At 72.2% G+C, this 17,666-nt stretch carries 16 protein-coding genes, 1 tRNA gene and 1 other RNA gene; 9 read left to right on the forward strand and 9 right to left on the reverse strand.

Annotated elements, in window-relative coordinates; translation table 11 throughout:
* Window positions 1–68 precede the first annotated feature (68 nt).
* Window positions 69–881 carry a TetR/AcrR family transcriptional regulator gene (locus ACIP82_RS12930; protein WP_400653385.1) on the reverse strand — a complete coding sequence of 271 codons (813 nt, stop codon included), beginning with the start codon at window positions 879–881 and terminating at the stop codon, window positions 69–71.
* Window positions 882–1,155: 274 nt separating this feature from the next.
* On the opposite strand from ACIP82_RS12930, the gene ACIP82_RS12935 reads away from it, so the two are divergent.
* Window positions 1,156–2,676, forward strand: coding sequence for an MFS transporter (locus tag ACIP82_RS12935; RefSeq protein ID WP_400653387.1), 1,521 nt, complete (start codon window positions 1,156–1,158; stop codon window positions 2,674–2,676).
* A gap of 115 nt (window positions 2,677–2,791) precedes the next feature.
* On the opposite strand, the gene ACIP82_RS12940 is transcribed toward ACIP82_RS12935, so the two are convergent.
* Window positions 2,792–3,148 (reverse strand): hypothetical protein, encoded by a 357-nt coding sequence (locus tag ACIP82_RS12940; RefSeq protein WP_400653389.1) that lies wholly within the window; start codon window positions 3,146–3,148, stop codon window positions 2,792–2,794.
* Window positions 3,149–3,431: 283 nt separating this feature from the next.
* Complete coding sequence (locus ACIP82_RS12945) at window positions 3,432–4,559, reverse strand: NADH:flavin oxidoreductase (RefSeq protein ID WP_363603979.1); 1,128 nt, start codon at window positions 4,557–4,559, stop codon at window positions 3,432–3,434.
* Between the two features lie 422 nt (window positions 4,560–4,981).
* Between ACIP82_RS12945 and ACIP82_RS12950 the strand changes: the two genes are divergently transcribed.
* Window positions 4,982–6,046, forward strand: coding sequence for a hypothetical protein (locus ACIP82_RS12950; protein ID WP_363603981.1), 1,065 nt, complete (start codon window positions 4,982–4,984; stop codon window positions 6,044–6,046).
* A 90-nt stretch (window positions 6,047–6,136) separates the two neighbouring features.
* On the opposite strand, the gene ACIP82_RS12955 is transcribed toward ACIP82_RS12950, so the two are convergent.
* The 5 genes from ACIP82_RS12955 to ACIP82_RS12975 all read right to left on the reverse strand — a co-directional run bounded on the left by ACIP82_RS12955 (window position 6,137) and on the right by ACIP82_RS12975 (window position 10,853).
* On the reverse strand, window positions 6,137–6,421 hold the full coding sequence (locus ACIP82_RS12955; RefSeq protein WP_363603983.1) for an acylphosphatase: 285 nt from the start codon (window positions 6,419–6,421) through the stop codon (window positions 6,137–6,139).
* Window positions 6,418–7,194, reverse strand: coding sequence for a DUF72 domain-containing protein (locus tag ACIP82_RS12960; RefSeq protein WP_400653392.1), 777 nt, complete (start codon window positions 7,192–7,194; stop codon window positions 6,418–6,420). The genes ACIP82_RS12955 and ACIP82_RS12960 overlap by 4 nt, the downstream gene beginning before the upstream one ends.
* Before the next feature lie 415 nt (window positions 7,195–7,609).
* Window positions 7,610–8,410, reverse strand: a complete 801-nt coding sequence (locus ACIP82_RS12965; RefSeq protein WP_363603985.1) for an ABC transporter permease — start codon at window positions 8,408–8,410, stop codon at window positions 7,610–7,612.
* Complete coding sequence (locus ACIP82_RS12970; protein WP_400653394.1) at window positions 8,407–9,915, reverse strand: hypothetical protein; 1,509 nt, start codon at window positions 9,913–9,915, stop codon at window positions 8,407–8,409. Before ACIP82_RS12970 ends, ACIP82_RS12965 begins: the two co-directional genes overlap by 4 nt.
* Window positions 9,912–10,853 carry an ATP-binding cassette domain-containing protein gene (locus tag ACIP82_RS12975; protein ID WP_363603987.1) on the reverse strand — a complete coding sequence of 314 codons (942 nt, stop codon included), beginning with the start codon at window positions 10,851–10,853 and terminating at the stop codon, window positions 9,912–9,914. The genes ACIP82_RS12970 and ACIP82_RS12975 overlap by 4 nt, the downstream gene beginning before the upstream one ends.
* A gap of 153 nt (window positions 10,854–11,006) precedes the next feature.
* Between ACIP82_RS12975 and ACIP82_RS12980 the strand changes: the two genes are divergently transcribed.
* Window positions 11,007–12,200, forward strand: coding sequence for a sensor histidine kinase (locus ACIP82_RS12980; RefSeq protein ID WP_400653397.1), 1,194 nt, complete (start codon window positions 11,007–11,009; stop codon window positions 12,198–12,200).
* The gene (locus tag ACIP82_RS12985) at window positions 12,197–12,865 is read left to right on the forward strand and encodes a response regulator transcription factor (RefSeq protein WP_363603991.1); all 669 of its coding nucleotides are present in this window, start codon (window positions 12,197–12,199) and stop codon (window positions 12,863–12,865) included. Before ACIP82_RS12980 ends, ACIP82_RS12985 begins: the two co-directional genes overlap by 4 nt.
* 95 nt (window positions 12,866–12,960) lie before the next feature.
* Here the strand turns inward: ACIP82_RS12985 and ACIP82_RS12990 are convergent.
* Window positions 12,961–13,045 (reverse strand) — tRNA-Ser (locus ACIP82_RS12990).
* 134 nt (window positions 13,046–13,179) lie between these two features.
* Here ACIP82_RS12990 and ffs point away from each other — a divergent pair.
* The 5 genes from ffs to ACIP82_RS13015 all read left to right on the forward strand — a co-directional run bounded on the left by ffs (window position 13,180) and on the right by ACIP82_RS13015 (window position 17,588).
* Window positions 13,180–13,270, forward strand: an RNA gene (gene ffs, locus ACIP82_RS12995) — signal recognition particle sRNA small type.
* A 65-nt stretch (window positions 13,271–13,335) separates the two neighbouring features.
* On the forward strand, window positions 13,336–15,516 hold the full coding sequence (locus ACIP82_RS13000) for a DNA polymerase III subunit gamma and tau (RefSeq protein WP_400653399.1): 2,181 nt from the start codon (window positions 13,336–13,338) through the stop codon (window positions 15,514–15,516).
* A gap of 121 nt (window positions 15,517–15,637) precedes the next feature.
* Window positions 15,638–15,979, forward strand: a complete 342-nt coding sequence (locus ACIP82_RS13005) for a YbaB/EbfC family nucleoid-associated protein (RefSeq protein WP_363604036.1) — start codon at window positions 15,638–15,640, stop codon at window positions 15,977–15,979.
* A 273-nt stretch (window positions 15,980–16,252) separates the two neighbouring features.
* Window positions 16,253–16,852 (forward strand): recombination mediator RecR, encoded by a 600-nt coding sequence (gene recR, locus ACIP82_RS13010; RefSeq protein ID WP_363604037.1) that lies wholly within the window; start codon window positions 16,253–16,255, stop codon window positions 16,850–16,852.
* Complete coding sequence (locus tag ACIP82_RS13015; RefSeq protein WP_363604038.1) at window positions 16,845–17,588, forward strand: DUF5063 domain-containing protein; 744 nt, start codon at window positions 16,845–16,847, stop codon at window positions 17,586–17,588. The genes recR and ACIP82_RS13015 overlap by 8 nt, the downstream gene beginning before the upstream one ends.
* Window positions 17,589–17,666: the final 78 nt, after the last annotated feature.

Raw genomic sequence — 17,666 nt, forward strand, 5'->3', positions numbered from 1 at the left:
CGCGGGGCCGATGGTGAACCGGCCGTCGGCACCGGTCCCGACGCGACGACCGACTCGCCGCGCGGCGCTCAGCGGTTCTCGGTCCGGGCCCGGTGGGCGAGTTCGATCCCGTCCAGCACCAGCCGGATGCCGTTGGCGAAGCCGTTCTCGCGGGTGGCGGAGGCATCCAGACTCTGCTGCATGAGGTACAGCCGGTGCAGGCGCGGGTGCCCCCGGGCGGCCTCCTTGGCAGCGGGCAGCAGCTGCTCCACCCAGGCCTGTTCGTCCGTGCCGTGCCGGGCGATCGTGGTCAGCCAGGAGGCCTCGCTGGTCGCCATGCCGACGACGAACGCCATGACGACGCCCATCGCGTCGTTGGCCTCCAGCAGTTCGAAACCGGCCTCCTCCAGCACGGTGAGCATGGCTTCGGAGAAGCGCATCATGTTCGGTCCGAGGTAGGCCAGGCCCACGTCCCCGAGAACGGAGACGAGCCACGGGTGGCGCAGGACGGTCGCGCGCACACCGTCCGCGCACTCGGTGATGGCCGCCCGCCAGGCATCCGGGTCGGCGCTTCCGGAGCTGGCGCTGCCGGATCCGGCGGCACCCGAACTGCCGCTGCCCCGAAGGGCGGTGGTGTCCGGCAGTCGCAGCTCGCCGAGGACCTCGTCCACGACCAGCTCGATCAGCTCCTCCTTGTTGGCCACATGGGTGTACATCGAGGTGGCGCCGGCGTTGAGGCGGGTGCCGAGCCGTCGCATGCTCAGGGCCTCGATCCCGTCGGCGTCCAGGATCGCGATGGCCTCGGCGACGATCTGCTCCCGGCTGAGCGCGGGCTGGTCCCGCCGTCGGGCCCGCTGCGGGCGGGTCCACACCGACGGAATCTGCTCTTTCCTGGCCGCCACGGCGGCCTCCTCTCGATTCAGCGGGGCTCAGGCCTGGCGCGACGCGCGCCGGGCCGCCTCCCGGCCAAGGATAGCGCGAGAAGCGCACACCGTTCGGACTTTACGAACGGTGTGCGGCATCCATACAGTGTGCGGAGCGGCGCACACTGTACCCGTGGGGACGGAGGGCGGTGTGCCCGCGCCCTCTTTCCCGCGCCTCCCGCTCTCCCGCGCTCCTTCCGCTATCCGTCATCGCGTGTGCCCGGCGGCGCACGGACGCTCGAAAGGGTTCACGATGGACCGTCATCCGCGACGCTGGCTCATCCTGATCGTGCTCTGCCTCAGCAGCCTGGTGCTGGTGATCGACAACATGGTGCTCACGGTGTCGATCCCGCCGATCGCGGAGGACCTGAAGGCCGGCGCCCAGGACATCCAGTGGATCATCGACTCGTACATCCTGGTCTTCGCCGGCCTGCTGCTGACCTCCGGCAGTCTCTCCGACCGGTTCGGCCGACGGCGGGTGATGATCGTCGGGCTGACGCTCTTCGGAGCCGCCTCACTGCTGGCGGCCTTCGCCGCCGACCCGGGCCAACTCATCGCCGGCCGCGTGCTGATGGGCATCGGCGGCGCCCTGGTGATGCCCAGCACCCTGTCCATCCTCATCACCGTCTTCGACGACGAGGAACGCCCCAGGGCGATCGCCGCCTGGAGCGCGGTGGCCATGATCGGCCTGGTCGGCGGACCGGTCCTGGGCGGTGCCCTGATCGCCCACTTCTGGTGGGGCGCGGTCTTCCTGCTGAACGTCCCGATCGCCGCGCTCGCCATCCTCGCCGCCGTCGTCCTGATGCCGGAGTCCAAGGGACCGTGGCGCAAGCCCGACTTCCCCGGAATGGTGCTCTCCATGGTCGGCATGACCGCACTGGTCTGGACGATCATCGTGCTCCCGAAGGACGGCATCTCCCATCCCGGCACCCTCGCCGCGCTCGCCGTCACCGTGCTGGCCCTGGCCGGCTTCGCGGTCCGGGAGGTGCGCACCTCGTCGCCGATGGTCCCGCTCGGCCTGTTCCGCAACCGGGTCTTCAGCGGCGCCAGCTTCTCGCTCGTCCTGCTGACCTTCGCCAACGGCGGGCTGATGCTGGTGCTGACCCAGTACCTCCAGTTCGTTCTCGGCTACTCGCCGACCGACACCGGTCTCTCCTTCATCCCGCTGGCCGTGGCCACCCTGGTCTTCAACGCACTGGGCGCCTCGCTCGGCAAGCGGATCGGCCCGCGGGTGATGACCGCCTCCGGCCTGCTGGTCATCGCCGGCGGGTTCGGTGTGCTGGCGACCCTCTCCGTCGACGAGGGGTTCACCAGGCTCGCCGTGGCCATGCTGCTGCTGGGGGCCGGCTGCGGCCTGGCGATGCCCGCAGCCGCCACCGCGATGATGGGGGCCATCCCGGCCGAGCACGCAGGGGTCGGCTCGGCGCTCAACGACACCGTCCAGCAGGCCGGCGCGGCGCTCGGCGTGGCCATCCTCGGCACGGTCCTGTCCAGCACCTACACCGGCGCGATGCCCACCGACGCCCCGGCCGCCGGCCGCCACGCGATCACCGACGCGCTCGCCCTGGCCTCGTCCACCGGCGACGACGGCCTGGCCACCGCGGCCCGGGACGCCTTCACCACCGCGACGTCCACCACCTTCACCGCGGGTGCCTTCGCCGTCCTGGCCGCCGCCGGGCTCACCCTGGTCCTGATGCGCGAGCGGTCCAAGCCGGCCGGTACCCCGAGGGACACCCCGGCCGGCCTCGCCGAGCCCGTCCCGGCCGGGCGCTGACCTGGTCCGTCGGCCCCGCGTGGCGCGGAAAGCCGCTACGCGGGGCCGACCCGTTCCGGCCCGCAGGCCGCCCTCCTCGGGCCGTCGCCCGCAGCCCGAGCGCGGTGCGAACGCCTCACGCGGGCGGCAGCCGTCCTGGCCCGTTTCGGCCGGGCCGACCGTACTCCGCCAGCAGCCGCTCGTAGAAGGGAACGACGAGCGGCACGGTGGGCGGGGCCGCACACCACCCCGTGAACGGCCGGACGGCGGCCAGGGCCCGGTCGCAGAAACCGGCGACCCGCGCCTCGGCCTCCTCCATGGAGTCGGCGAGCAGATAGACCCCCAGGACCGGGTGCGGCACCGCGTGCGGGTGGAGGACGACGTGCTCGATCCGGTCCTCGACCCGCGCGGCGGCCAGGAGAAGCTCGCGGGCATCCGGGGGGAGCGGGCCGCCGGCTGCCCCGGGCCGGAGGGCGGTATGAACGAGGTACATGGGACCGATCCTGCCCAAAGCCACAAATCATTTGGTAGACGCCGGACTTGGACGGTTCGGGCCATGGCCGGAACCGTCCGCGGGGGCGGTACAACCAGAACCGGGCTGCCGCGGCCGGTCAGGCACAGGGCTACCCGGGCGGCTGTCGAGAACGCCGGAGGTCCCGACCACTGTGTGGTCGGGACCTCGGAGTCGCCCTGGCGGACGGGGTGTGGAGGGCACGGGGTTCGAACTCGTGAGGGACGCGCCCGTAGCGATGTGGGTGGCGGCCCGCGCCGGCTCCCTAGCTCAGCGTCTTCAGCGCCTCGGCGTCGTACGGCTCCAGCTCCTCGAACCGGCCCCCCAGGACCTTCGCCGCCCACTCCGGGTCCTGGAGCAGAGCGCGGCCGACGGCGACCAGGTCGAACTCGTCGCGCTCCAGGCGGTCGAGGAGGTTGTCGATGCCCCGGACCGGCGCGCCCTCGCCCATGAAGGCACGGACGAAGTCCCCGTCGAGGCCGACCGAGCCGACGGTGATGGTGGGCCTGCCGGTGAGCTTCCTGGTCCAGCCCGCCAGGTTCAGATCCGAGCCCTCGAACTCCGGCAGCCAGTAGCGGCGGGTGGAGGCGTGGAAAGCGTCGACGCCGGCCGCCGCGAGCGGGGCCAGGATCGCCTCCAGCTCCTCCGGGGTCTCGGCGAGCCTCGCGTCGTAGGCCTCCTGCTTCCACTGCGAGTAGCGGAAGAGCACCGGGAACTCGGGGGAGACGCTCTCGCGGACCGCGGCCACGATCTCGGCCGCGAACTTCGTACGGGCCACGGGGCCGCCGCCGTAGGCGTCGGTACGGCGGTTCGTCCCCGCCCACAGGAACTGGTCGAGGAGGTAGCCGTGGGCGCCGTGCAGTTCGACACCGTCGAAGCCGATACGCTCCGCGGCCGCGGCGGCCTCGGCGAAGGCGCCTGTCACCTCGTCCAGGTCGCGCCGGGTCATCGCCCTGCCGGTGCCCTCGGTGCCGTCGACACGGATGCCGGAGGGGCCGACGGCGGGGGCGTCGGCGTAGGGCGGATCGCCCTGCTTGCGCACCATGCCGATGTGCCACAACTGCGGCACGATCGCCCCACCCGCCGCGTGAACGGCCTCGGCGACCTTCGCCCACCCCGCCAGCTGCTCCGCACCGTGGAACCGCGGCACCCGGTCACTCTGCCCGGCCGACTCGTGGCCGACGTAGGTCCCCTCGGTGACGATCAGGCCCACACCGGCGGCCGCCCGACGGGCGTAGTACGACCGCACGTCCTCACCGGGGACGCCGCCCGGGGAGAACATGCGCGTCATCGGAGCCATCACGATGCGGTTCGGGACGGTCAGCCCGTTCAGCGCGACCGGCCGGGACAGGATCTCGGCCGCGCGGGAGGCGGAGGACGCAGTGACGGTCACGGAGGTGCTCCTCATGGGTGCCGGACGATACGCACGCGTTCAGGAATGCGTACAGGTGCCAACCATTCCGGCGGCCAAGGCATTTCGCCCACCCAACGAGCCACCCTGTGATCCCGGACACTCGCCTGCTCCTCCAGCCGGACGTGGAGCCCCGAGGAGCGTCCCGGCTGTCCGACGGTGACCATGGGCCGGACCTCGTCGAACGGGGTGAATACAACCCGAACCGCAACCACCGCAAGCCCCGTGCGGCACGACCCGGGGTGTCGCGCCTCGCGCCGGATCCGGCGGCCTCCTCGTCCTGCGGGCAGGACGGTAGCCGAGGTCATCTGCGCCGGTCAGAGGTGGTGCCAGCCGCGCTGTCGGTGGCCTCGCCCAGTGTCGTGTGTCGTCAAGGCGAGCTGGGTTCTGCGGAGAGGTAGCCGGTGTTGCAGGAGAACGAGCAGGTTGCTCGTCTGGCCAGGATCCGACAGCTTGCGAACGCCGGCGATGTGACCGGCCTGGACAGGAACCTCTACCAGCTGTGTGCTGACATCGACGGTGACTGGACGTTCGACGGTGGCCAACTGATCAGCCTGCTGCGGGAGATGCCCGCCTCCACCCGGGTCCTGCTACTGCGACGGATGACCGATGGGCTGGAGGAGACGGCTGTTCACCACCCGGGTCGCTGCCGGGACCTCGCCTCGCTGGTCACCCTGGTGGCGCACGGGCTGCCTGTCGAGCAACTGGCCGCCTGGCAAGAGCCGCTGATGGCCCAGGCGGCGGCGAAGATGACGCTGTGGGAGGGCTGGCGGCTGACCTGCCTGGTCGAGGTGGAGCAGGCGGCGGGGCGGGCACTGCCCGATCCGGTGGTCGCCACCGTCCGCAGAACCGCGCTGACGTCCGAGACACCCGGTGAACTCCGTACCCTCGCCGCGAGGATCGTGGAGCCCGTGCTCAACCCCGGCGAGCCGTGGGCCGAGCGCGTGATCGCCGATCTGACCGGGGCCGAACCCGCGTGGCATGCGCTGGTCGCCCACGCGCTGACCGCCAAGGGCTCCCGCCCCACCGGCACGTGGCAGCGCCTTGGACGCGGACTGTTGGCGGACGTGGGACCTGACCGCGCCCGCAGGGCGATCACCTCCTGGCTTGCCCCGGTGGGTGAGCCCCGTACCGCGCCTGTGAAATCCCACCACGGCGCCGGTACCGCCGAGTTCGAACTCGACCCCTTCAACACTCGCGCGCTACAGGGCCTTGCGGCGCTACTGGCTCTCACGCAGGCCCATCCGCAGTCCGCGGCGGCCTTGGGCCAACTGGTGGAAGCGGCCCTGATACGGCTCCCCGGCATCGGCCCGCGATCACCCAAGACGGCCGGCGCCGCCGTGCACGCCCTGACCCAGCTCGGCGACGAGGATGCCTACGCCGAGCTCAGCCGTCTGGCCGCCACCGTGAAGTACCGCCCCGCCCTCAGGATCATCACCGCCGCACTCGCCTCCCGGACGGGTCTGTAAGAAGAACGGCTCTGTCGCGGATCGACTTTCCGACACGCTCGTCCTCAGGACGGCAACCGCAGTCGCACCATCCAGGGGCACGAGCTCTGCCTATCCGCCCCAGGGCGTCGGGCGGATCTCGAAGCCCACGAGCCCCTCGGGTTCCTCCTCGTGGACGCGGACTCGGTCCACCACGGCCGCGTACGGGCCATGCCGTGCCCACGTGACCAGCCGTTCGACGGCCGTGGCCTCGCCCTCGAACACGGCCTCGACCGTTCCGTCGGGGAGGTTGCGTACCCAGCCGGCCACGCCGTGCTCCCGTGCCACCCTCCGGCAGGTGTCACGGAAATACACGCCCTGGACTTCACCGGAGACGATCAGTCGACTGCGGATCATGCCTGCCTCACCGCCAGGTGCTGTGGCGTGCGGCTCACCGTCCGGCCGGCCCTGGCGGCCGCTCGGGCGAAGGCGACGGCGTCCAGGGGAGCCGCACCGCCGAGGTCGTTGTTGAAGTACGCGTACACGTCGGCCTCATCCGACCAGGCCTCGGCGACCCTGGCCACCCAGGTGGCCAGCGACTGCCGACCGTACCGGGGCGGCGGCTGCGCCAGGCCGGCGTGGAAGCGCAGGTAGCCCCAGTCGGCGGTCCGCCACAGCGGTGTGACCGGGCGTGCCTGCCGGTCCGCCCAGCAGAGGGCGGCGCCGCGCCGTTCGAGCACCGCCCGGATCTCCGGCACCCACCATGAATCGTGCCGGGGTTCGACGGCCACCCTCACCCCGGCCGGGAAGCAGCCCAGGCAACTGTCGAGGAGGCCGACGTCCGCCCGCAGGGTAGGCGGGAGCTGGAGGAGGACCGGTCCGAGCCGCGAGCCCAGCCCTTCGGCGGCCGACAGCAGCCGCTGCACCGGCTCCTGCGGGTCGTGCAGGCGCTTGATGTGCGTGAGAAAGCGGCTTGCCTTGACCGCCATCACGAACCCCTCCGGGGTTCGCTCCCGCCAGGTGGCGAAGGTCTCCGCCGCGGGCAGGCGGTAGAAGGCGTTGTTGTTCTCCACCGTGGCGAACCGCTGGGCGTACTCCTCCAGCCAGAACCGCCGCGGCATCCCCGGCGCGTACAGGACGCCACGCCAGTCGTCGTACTGCCAGCCCGAGGTGCCGACATACAAGACCACACATCCATGGAAGCACGGAGTGCCCGCCTGCCGGCGGGGGCCCTGAGGCAGGTCGTCGCCGTGGGCGCCGGTGTCGTGGAAGAGTCAACTGCGTGCGCGAAGCCGGCAGACAACAGCCAGCCGGGAACGACGAAGGCCCGGACTGGTGCAGTCCGGGCCTTCGATCAAGGCGGAGGATACGAGATTCGAACTCGTGAGGGGTTGCCCCCAACACGCTTTCCAATTCTCCCGAACCCTGTCCGCCGGGGTCCGTACCCGTTCTGACCTGGGGTGAAGCGGGGCGCTGCCCAGGCTCTGAACCTCGCTGGACTGCGGTGAATGAGACCAGAGCTGAGACCACGGGCGGCAACTTCACCACCGTGACGAGGTCGGCCCGGGCACGAGAAGCGTCCGGGCCGGCGCCGCGCGTGTGGATTCACGCGTCCCGCAGCCGCAGGATCGTGCCCCCGAGGAACAGCGCGGTCGCCGCCCAGAGGGCCAGAACGCCGAGGCCCGCCCAGGGGCCGATGGGGAGATGGCTCAGGTTCGTCGTCGCCTGGATCGCGAGGCCCGCCGGCATCGGGCCGAGCCGTGCCAGCAGCCGCTGCAGGTGCGGCTCGGTGACGACATGGCTGAGCAGCGGGAAGAGGTAGAGCAGCGCCAACACGACGCCCGCCGCGACCGCCGCGTCCCGAACCGCGACGGCGACGCCGAGGGTGAGCAGGCCCACTAGGACCAGGTAGAGCACCGAGCCGGCTGCCGCGCGCAGGGTCGGCCCGTCGGCGAGGGAGAGCTGGGTGTAGCCGTGGGCGGGCGTGTATCCGGCGCCCGGCAGGAGCAGGTGTCCCGCGAGGATGGAGGCGAGCACGGCGACGCTTCCGACTGCGAGGACCGTTCCGCTGAGCACGGTGGCTTTCGCTGCCAGCACCGTGCCGCGCCTGGGCAGTGCCACAAGCGTGGTGCGGATCAGGCCGGTGCCGTACTCGCCGCCCACGAGCAGGACGGCCGTGACAGCGGCGAGCACCTGGCTCACCGACACCCCGGCCAGGCTGAGTCGCACCTGGTCCTGACCGCAGCCCGACGCCGGGCACGGGACGCCCGCGGACACAGCCGCGCCGACGCCGACCGTGACGAGAACCAGGCCGAGCAGCAGCCAGCCGTGTCCGGCCTCGGTGCGGAGCTTCGTCCACTCGGCGCGGCAGGCCCGGCGGAACCCGATGGTGTCGACGCCACTCATGCGTCCCTCCGGCGCAGCAGCACGGCTGCCGCCGCGAGAGCGAGCACGCTCCAGGCACCGAGCACGGCGAGGCCTCCCCAGGGGGAGAGCGGGAAGTAACCCGACGAGGGAGCGTAGACGCTGAGCACCTGGTCGTGGCGCGGCAGGGTCTGCTGGACGGCGAAGCCCGCCGCCGGGGTGAGCCGGAGCACCCACTCGGCCGGGCCGCTCGGAAGCATGCCACCAGAGGCGAGTAGGTACGGGAACACCGTCGCGGCCACCACCGCGGTGATCGCTGTGGCGCTGCGCCGCAGCACCACACCGAGGGCCAGCGACAGGACCGCCGTCGCGGCCAGCAGCAGCCCCGTGCCGAGTACCGCGCGCGCCTGGACCGCTGTGGGTACGGTGAGCACGGCGAAGTGGGTGGCGTGCGCCCGCAGTTCACCGAGCGGGATGCTCATGGTGGCGGCTGCCGCACCGACGGCGAAGGCGACCGTCGCGACCACCGTGGCCTTTGCGGCGAGTGTCCTGCTGCGGTGCGGTGTCGCCGCGAGGGTCTGTCCGAGCAGCCCGCGGCGGTACTCGGTGGTGACGAACTGCACGGCCACCACTGTCAGTACGATCAAGCCCACGAACGTGCCGACGAGGAAGGTCTCCACGGTGAATGCCGGTCCGAGCGCCGGCCCGCCGACCACGGGGGCGATGTCGCCCGCGCCGGTGACGGTGAAGCCCTCGCCGGTCGTCGCCGTGCAGCCGCCGACGGTGCCGGGCGCGTAGCTGCCCGAGGTCCCGGCGTCGCCGCCCACCTGCCCGCCCTGCCAGCCTCCGGCCGCCTGCCCCCAGGCGCCGCTGAGCGTTACGCGACGGAAGTCTCCCGTGGCCGTGGCCGGACTGCTGCTGCCGCCACCACTCGCCTGTACCGCCGCCGGGGCGGCGACGAACAGCCCCACCTGCACCGTTGTCGCCGGCTCGGGGAGCCGCGCGGTGCCGACCTCGGCCCAACGCACGCCGTCGGATGAGTCGAGGCCGATGACTGTCCTGCCCGTCCGGACGAGCCGCAGCCAGCGCGGCTCGGCGGTCGAGGGGCTTCCGGCCAGGCCCGCGCGGTCGTGCGTGAAGTCGTTCTGCATCCGCACCCCATGCGCGCCGGTGACCATCATCGCCGCGTAGGGTGAACCCTGGTCGAGACTCTCCTTGACCAGGATCCCGGCCTTGGACCACGGGGTGACGCCGGACGTGCTTCCGCCCGGCCCACCCGCCGGATCAGCCAGTACGCCAGTCAGCGCTGTCACCAGGACTGTGATGCTGCCGTCGCCGGTCAGCGCCCGGTGCACGAAGTAGAAGCTGTCGTTGACCGCCTCGCCGCCGGGGCCGACCGGGAGCGCCGTCACGCCCTGTGGGTGCTGGTTCGACGAGGCCGTGCCGACCAGCAGGAACAGCACGGACGCCAGCATCGCGCCGACGGAGCCCAGTACCCAGCCGCGCACGGTGCGGAACTTGGTCCACTCGGCGTGCAGCGCCCTCATCGCTCCACCCCCGCCGCCGAGTCGGCACTCCGGTACTGGACGGCATCCCCGGTGAGCGTGAGATAGGCCTCCTCCAGCGTCGCGCGGTGGGTGGCCACTTCGGCGAACGGCACCGCCGCCGCGGTGAGGCGTGCAACGATCGCCTCGCCTGGCAGCCCGGTGATGCCGAGGGTCCCGGGTCCGGTCACCTGCACGGTGGCGCCGGTGTGCGACAACACCTCGGCGGCAGCGAGCGGTTCGGAGGTGCGCAGCATCACCCGGCCGGCCGCGACCCCAGCCAGCAGCTCGCGCACACCGGTGTCGGCCACGACCCGGCCGCGCCCGACCACCACCAAGTGGTCCGCGACGTCCTCCAGCTCGCCCATCAGGTGGCTGGAGACCAGTACCGCGCGGCCCTCGACCGCCAGCGAGGTGAGCAGGCCGCGGATCCACCGGATACCCTCCGGGTCCAGGCCGTTGAACGGTTCGTCCAACATCAGCGCGGGCGGGTCGCCGAGCAGCGCCGCCGCGATGCCGAGCCGCTGACGCATGCCCAACGAGAAGCCGCCCGCCCGGCGCCGTGCCGCGTCGGCCAGCCCCACCTGCTCCAGCACCTGATCCACCCGGCGCGCCGGCAGGCCCTGTGAATGCGCCAGCCACAGCAGGTGGTTACGGGCGGTCCGGCTGGGCTGCAGCGCTCCGGCGTCCAGCAACGAGCCCAGCCGCGTCAACGGACTGCGCAGGCTCCGGTACGGCCGGCCGCCGACCAGTGCGCGGCCCGCGTCGGGTGCGTCCAGGCCCAGCACCACCCGCATTGTGGTGGACTTGCCCGCGCCGTTCGGACCCACGAACCCGGTCACCCGACCGGGCCGGACCGCGAACGTCATCCCGTCCAGTGCCTGCGTCGCCCCGAAGCGTTTCCGCAGGCCCGCCATCTCGATCCCGACGTCGTCCCTCATCGCGGCCGCCTGTCCTCTCCCTCGGTCTTCGACTCCGGGCACCACGTTGCGTGCGCCTGCGTGACACGGGCGGAACGGGCGCTGTCATGCCGCTGTTAGGGCACGTCGCCTAGCCTGATCAGGCAGCCGGGTGGCGGGGGAGAGAGAGGACCGATGACGGTGGACCAGGGTTTGCTCACGCCATCGGTGCTGCGCCGCAGCAGCGTCCGTTGGCAGTTCACCACCCTGTACTCCACCCTCTTCGTGGCCTCGGGTGCCACGACGCTGGCGGTGGTCGGGCTGATCGCGGGCGGCTCGGTGGACGTCGCGCCTGCCCCGGACAACGGGACCGGGCCCGTCCCGCCTGGCGCCCAGGAGCGGATCGCCAGCCTTGAGCACCAACTCACCGAGGCCCACACCCAGCAGATGCACCAACTGCTCCTCGGCTTGGCTGTCGGCCTGACAGTGATGGGCCTGGTCTCGGTCGTGCTCGGCTGGTATGCCGCCGGGCGGGTGCTGCACCCGCTGCGCGCGATGACCGCCGCCACCCGCCGGATCTCCGCCGACAGCCTGCACGAGCGGCTCGCCGTCCAGGGCCCGCGCGACGAACTGAGGAACCTCGGCGACACCATCGACGGGCTGCTGGCGCGCCTGGAGGGCGCGTTCACGGCCCAGCGGCGATTCGTCGCCGACGCCTCCCACGAACTGCGTACCCCGCTGGCCACCATGCGGGCGGCAGTGGACGTGACGCTCGCCAAGCCGGGCCCCCTCCCCGAGCAGACGCGGATGCTGGCGGGCCGGGTCCGCGCTGAGCTCGACCAGGTCGACCGGCTGCTGGACGGCCTGCTGACCCTGGCCCGCGCCCAGCACGGCGTGCTGCCGGGTTCCGAGACCGTCCGATTGGACGAGCTCGCCGCCGAAGCCCTCGACGAGCGGGCCGACGCCATCGCTCGCCGCGGTCTGACGGCAACCCGCGAGAGCGGCTCCGCCGTTCGCGTGTACGGCAGCCGGACCCTGCTGCGCCGACTGGTGCAGAACCTGGTCGACAACGCGGCGCAGCACAACGAGCCCGACGGCTGGCTACGCGTCGCCGTCCACGCCGATAGCGACGCGCTCGTCCACCTGGTCGTGGACAACGGCGGACTGGCGCTGACGCAGGACGAGGCGGCACAGCTCGTCCGCCCGTTCCGCCGGATCGGCGCGGAGCGAACCCGCGGCAGCGACGGATCGGGTCTCGGGCTCGCCATCGTCGCGGCGGTCGCCGAGGCGCACGGTGGCACGCTGGAGCTGCATGCCCGCTCCGGGGGCGGTCTGCGGGCCACCGTCACCCTGCCGCAGGCCGGCGGCAACCAGGAGGCCACGGCATGAGGGTGTTGGTGGTCGAGGACGCGCGGGTGCTCGCTGACCTCGTGGCCGAGGGCCTGCGCGACCAGGGCATGGCGGTGGACGTCGCCTATGACGGTCTGGAGGCCGCCGCCAAACTGGACACCGCCGCGTATGAGGCGATCGTGCTGGACCGCGACCTGCCAGGCATCCACGGCGACGCGCTCTGCCAGATGGTCACCGACCGGGACGAGAGGCCGATGGTGCTGATGCTTACCGCCGCCGACTCGCCCGGTGACCGCGTCGGCGGCCTGAGCCTGGGGGCCGACGACTACCTGGTCAAACCCTTCCACTTCCCCGAACTCGTTCTCCGGCTACGGGCCCTGGCCCGCCGGCGGCCCTACGCCCGCGCCCGAGTGCTCCGCGCGGCCGGCATCGAACTCGACCCCGTCCGCCGCGCCGCCACGCGGGACGGGCGACGGCTCGACCTCTCGGTCAAGGAGTTCGAGGTCCTCGCCGCCCTGCTGCAGGCCAGCCCCGCATTCCTCAGTGCGGAGGTCCTGCTGGAGCAGGTGTGGGACGAGCACGCCGACCCGTTCACCAACACCGTCGCGGTGACCATCGGCAGACTCCGACGCAAGCTCGGCGAACCACCTGTGATCGCCACCACGCCCACGGTCGGCTACCGGATCGCCGACTCGGGAGAGTGACCGCCGGTTGCGAGCCGCCGACGCACTACTCGCGGCAGCGGCGACCCGCTGACGACGAAGGCCCGGACCGCTGCGCGGTCCGGGCCTTCTGCCGGCGGAGGATACGAGATTCGAACTCGTGAGGGGTTGCCCCCAACACGCTTTCCAAGCGTGCGCCCTAGGCCTCTAGGCGAATCCTCCGTGGGAGAGCTTAGTACATGTTCAGGGGTGGTTGCGACCACGTATGTGGAGGGTGAGCGGGGGGTGGTGCCTGCGGATCGGTGAAGGGGGTGGGTGGTGGAGGTGGGGGGTCGGGATCCGGTACTGTGGGTGTCAGCCCCTCGTGTGGCGTTATCTCTCTGAACCCCCCCAGGGCCGGAAGGCAGCAAGGGTAGGAGGGCTCTGGCGGGTGCGCGGGGGGTCTTTGCGTTCCCGGGGCCGGGAGGCGAGGGGCGACGCGTTTGTCGGTCCGTCCCGATATCGTCGGGGGTGTGTCCCTAGCCCTGTACCGCCGCTATCGCCCCGAGACCTTTGCGGAGGTCATCGGTCAGGAGCACGTGACCGCTCCGCTCCAGCAGGCCCTGCGTAACAACAGGGTCAACCACGCCTATCTGTTCAGCGGCCCGCGCGGCTGCGGCAAGACGACGAGTGCGCGCATCCTGGCCCGCTGTCTGAACTGCGAGCAGGGGCCGACGCCGACGCCGTGCGGTGAGTGCCAGTCCTGCCGGGACCTGGCGACGGGTGGGCCCGGATCGATCGACGTGATCGAGATCGACGCGGCCTCGCACGGTGGTGTGGACGACGCCCGTGAGCTGCGGGAGCGGGCGTTCTTCGCGCCGGTGCACAGCCGGTACAAGATCTTCATTCTGGACGAGGCGCACATGGTGACCTCGGCCGGCTTCAACGCGCTGCTGAAGGTGGTGGAGGAGCCGCCGGAGCACCTCAAGTTCATCTTCGCGACCACGGAGCCGGAGAAGGTGATCGGGACGATCCGCTCCCGGACGCACCACTATCCGTTCCGGCTGGTGCCGCCCGGCACGCTGCGTGACTACCTGGCGGAGGTCTGCGGCCGGGAGGGCATCCAGGTCGAGGACACCGTCTTTCCGCTGGTGGTCCGGGCCGGGGCCGGGTCGGTGCGTGACTCGATGTCGGTGATGGACCAGCTGCTCGCGGGTGCCGACGAGGCCGGGGTGACGTACCCGATGGCCACCGCGCTGCTCGGCTACACGGATTCGGCGCTGCTGGACGAGGTGGTGGACGCCTTCGCCGCGCAGGACGGGGCGACGGTGTTCCAGGTCATCGACCGGGTGGTCGAGGGCGGGCACGATCCGCGCAGGTTCGTCACGGACCTGCTGGAGCGGCTCCGGGACCTGGTGATCCTGGCCACCGTGCCGGACGCCGGGGAGAAGGGGTTGATCGACGCCCCGGCGGACCGGGTCGCGATCATGCAGGCGCAGGCGGACGCGTTCGGCGCCGCCGAACTGAGCCGGGCGGCGGACATCGTCAACACCGGGCTGACCGAGATGAGGGGGAACGCGGCGCCCCGGCTCCAGCTGGAGCTGATCTGCGCCCGTGTGATGCTGCCGGGTGCGTACAGCGACGAGCTGTCGCTGCAGGCGCGGCTGGACAAGCTGGAGCGGCGGGCGGCGGCCGGGGGATTCGCGGCAGCGGCGCCGGCAGTGGGCATGACGGGAGGCCCGGGTGCGGTGGCCGCGCCCGTGGCGGCAGCGGCTCCGATGGCAGCGGCTCCCGCGGTGGAGGCGCCGCCGGTTGTGGCGGCCCCCGCGCCCGTGGTTCCGCCGGTGCCGCAGGCGCCGCCCGCGCAGCCGGCCCCGGCCCCGGCCGCGCCCGCGCCGGGTGCCTGGCCGATTCCGCGCAGCTTCCCGCCGGCGGGCGGCGCCCCGGCGGCCGCTCCAGTGCCCGTACCCACGCCCGCCCAGACGCCCCAGCCGCAGGCAGCCCCGGCTCCGGCCGTGGCCGCCGTTCCGGCTTCCGCCGCCGGCGGGCAGCCTTCCGCGGCCGCCCAGCAGGGTGCCGGGCAGGTCCGGCAGCTCTGGCCGCAGATTCTGGAGGCGGTGAAGAACCGCCGTCGCTTCACCTGGATCCTGCTCAGCCAGAACGGCCAGGTGGCCGGGTTCGACGGCAGCGTGCTCCAGGTGTCCTTCATCAACGCGGGCGCCCGGGACAGCTTCGTCAGCAGCAACAGCGACGACGTGCTGCGGCAGGCGCTGACCGACGCGCTGGGTGTGGACTGGCGGATCGAGTGCATCGTCGACCCGTCCGGTGGGGTCGGCGGAGCCGGTGGCGCCGCCGCGGGCGGCCTCGCCGGTGGTACCGGTGGCGGTGGCGGTGGTGGCTGGGGTGCCCCGCAGGCGGCGCGTCCCGCCGCGCCCGCGCCCCAGATGCAGGCCCCCGCCATGCAGACCCCCGCTCCGGCACCCGTGTCGGCCCCCGCGCCCACGCCGGTCCCGGCCGCTCCGGCGCCCACGCCCGTACAGGCGCCGCCGCCGGCCATGGCCCCCGCGCGGCCGGTGCGGTCGGTGGCGCCGGAGGACGACATCCCGGAGGAGGACGACCCGGACCTCAACGAGGAGGCGTTCTCGGGCCAGGAGCTGATCATCCGCGAGCTGGGTGCGACCGTCCTGGAGGAGATCCACCACACCGGGAACTGACCACCACACCGCCCACCGCGCCACCGACGGGCGGCCGTACGCGGTCGGCCCGGGCAGCACGTAGGCTCGGTTCGACGACGCGAGCGAGACAACGCGAACACAGAACGCAAGGGAGTGAGCCGTGTTCCCCGGTGGTGGTCAGCCCAACATGCAGCAGCTGCTGAAGCAGGCGCAGAAGATGCAGGAGGAACTCGCCCGGGCCCAGCAGGAGCTGGCCGAGGCGAAGGTGAACGGTACGGCGGGCGGTGGCCTGGTCGAGGCCACCGTGACGGGCGCCGGTGAGCTGGTCGCGCTGACCATCGCCCCGGCCGCCGTCGACCCGGAGGACACCGAGACGCTGGCCGACCTGATCCTCGCGGCCGTCCGGGACGCGAACCAGACGGCGCAGAAGATGCAGTCCGAGCGGATGGGCCCGCTGACCCAGGGCCTGGGCGGGGGAAGCATCCCCGGGCTGCCGTTCTGACCTGCCGACCGGAGAGAACCCGCAGGGTCTGAGAAGGTCCGCAGGGCCCACACAGGGCCCCACAGAGCCCCGCAGCAGCCTCACCGAGGCCTGCGGGGCTCGAAGTAGCGTGAAGTAGCGCTCCGAAGTTCTGAAGTTCAGACAACGGACCTGTGTGATTTATGCGGGAGTCGGGCGTCGGCCGGTGTGTCCGACGCCCGATTCGTTGGATGATGGCACCGGAGCACCACCAACCAGGAGCACCACCATCCACACCTGAGGGAAGGCGCGACGTTGTACGAGGGCGTGGTTCAGGACCTGATCGACGAACTGGGCAGGCTGCCCGGCGTCGGGCCCAAGAGCGCGCAGCGGATCGCCTTCCACATCCTGCAGGCCGACCCGACCGACGTCCGCCGGCTGGCGCACGCGCTGCTGGAGGTCAAGGACAAGGTCCGGTTCTGCGTGGTCTGCGGCAATGTCGCGGAGGCCGAGCAGTGCCGGGTCTGTCTGGACCCGCGCCGCGACCTCGCGGTGATCTGCGTGGTCGAGGAGTCCAAGGACGTCGTCGCGATCGAACGCACCCGGGAGTTCCGCGGCCGCTACCACGTGCTGGGCGGCGCGATCAGCCCGATCGAGGGCGTCGGTCCGGACGATCTGCGGATCCGCGAGCTGCTGTCACGCCTCGCGGACGGCACGGTCACCGAGCTGATCCTGGCCACCGACCCCAACCTGGAGGGGGAGGCGACCGCCACCTATCTGGCCCGGCTCTGCAAACCGATGGGCCTGAAGGTGACCCGGCTGGCGAGCGGTCTGCCCGTCGGCGGGGATCTGGAGTACGCGGACGAAGTCACCCTCGGCCGCGCCTTCGAAGGGAGACGACTGCTCGATGTCTGACCGGACGATCAACCCGCAGCCCCACGCGCCCCACCAGCAGTCCCACGGGCAGCAGCACCAGAACGGGCAGCACCACGCCGCGGAGCAGCAGCACACTCCGCACATCCACGCGCACGGCTCGGAGCCGGACGACCTCGCGGTGCAGATCGCGGACTCGGTGGAGAGCTTCGTGCTCGCCGTCACCGAGGTGGCCAAGGGCGACGAGCCCGGCAGCGCGGTCTCGCTGCTCCTCCTGGAGGTCTCGCAGCTGCTGCTGGCCGGCGGCCGGCTCGGCGCGATCGAGGACGTCGTCCCGGAGGACCGGTTCGAGCCCGATGCCGGTCCGGAGCCGGACGGTGAGCAGCTGCGCGAGCGGCTGGCCGACCTGCTCGCGCCGATCGACGTCTACCACGAGGTCTTCGACCCGTACGGGCCGCCGGAGAAGCCGAACGCCTTCCGGATCTCGGACGACCTGGCCGGCGTGGTCAGCGAGCTCCAGCACGGGCTGACCCACTACCGCGAGGGCCGGGTCAGCGAGGCGCTCTGGTGGTGGCAGTTCTCGTACCTCTCCAACTGGGGCACGACCTGCTCGGCGGTGCTCCGGGCGCTGCAGTCGCTGATCGCGCATGTCCGGCTGGACAGTCCGATCGGGGCGGTGCCGGACGGTGCGGACACCGACGACGACGGGCTGACCGACGAGCAGCTGGAACAGCAGGCCGGCGATCTGATGGCGGCCGAACTGGGGCTCGGGCGGTAGACGGCGCAGGTCCGGACGGCGCGAGCCCGGAGAGTGCGGGCCCGGAGAGTGCGGGCCCCGGAGAAATCAGGCCCGGAG

The organism is Kitasatospora sp. NPDC088548 (assembly GCF_044753005.1).
Taxonomy (GTDB): domain Bacteria; phylum Actinomycetota; class Actinomycetes; order Streptomycetales; family Streptomycetaceae; genus Kitasatospora.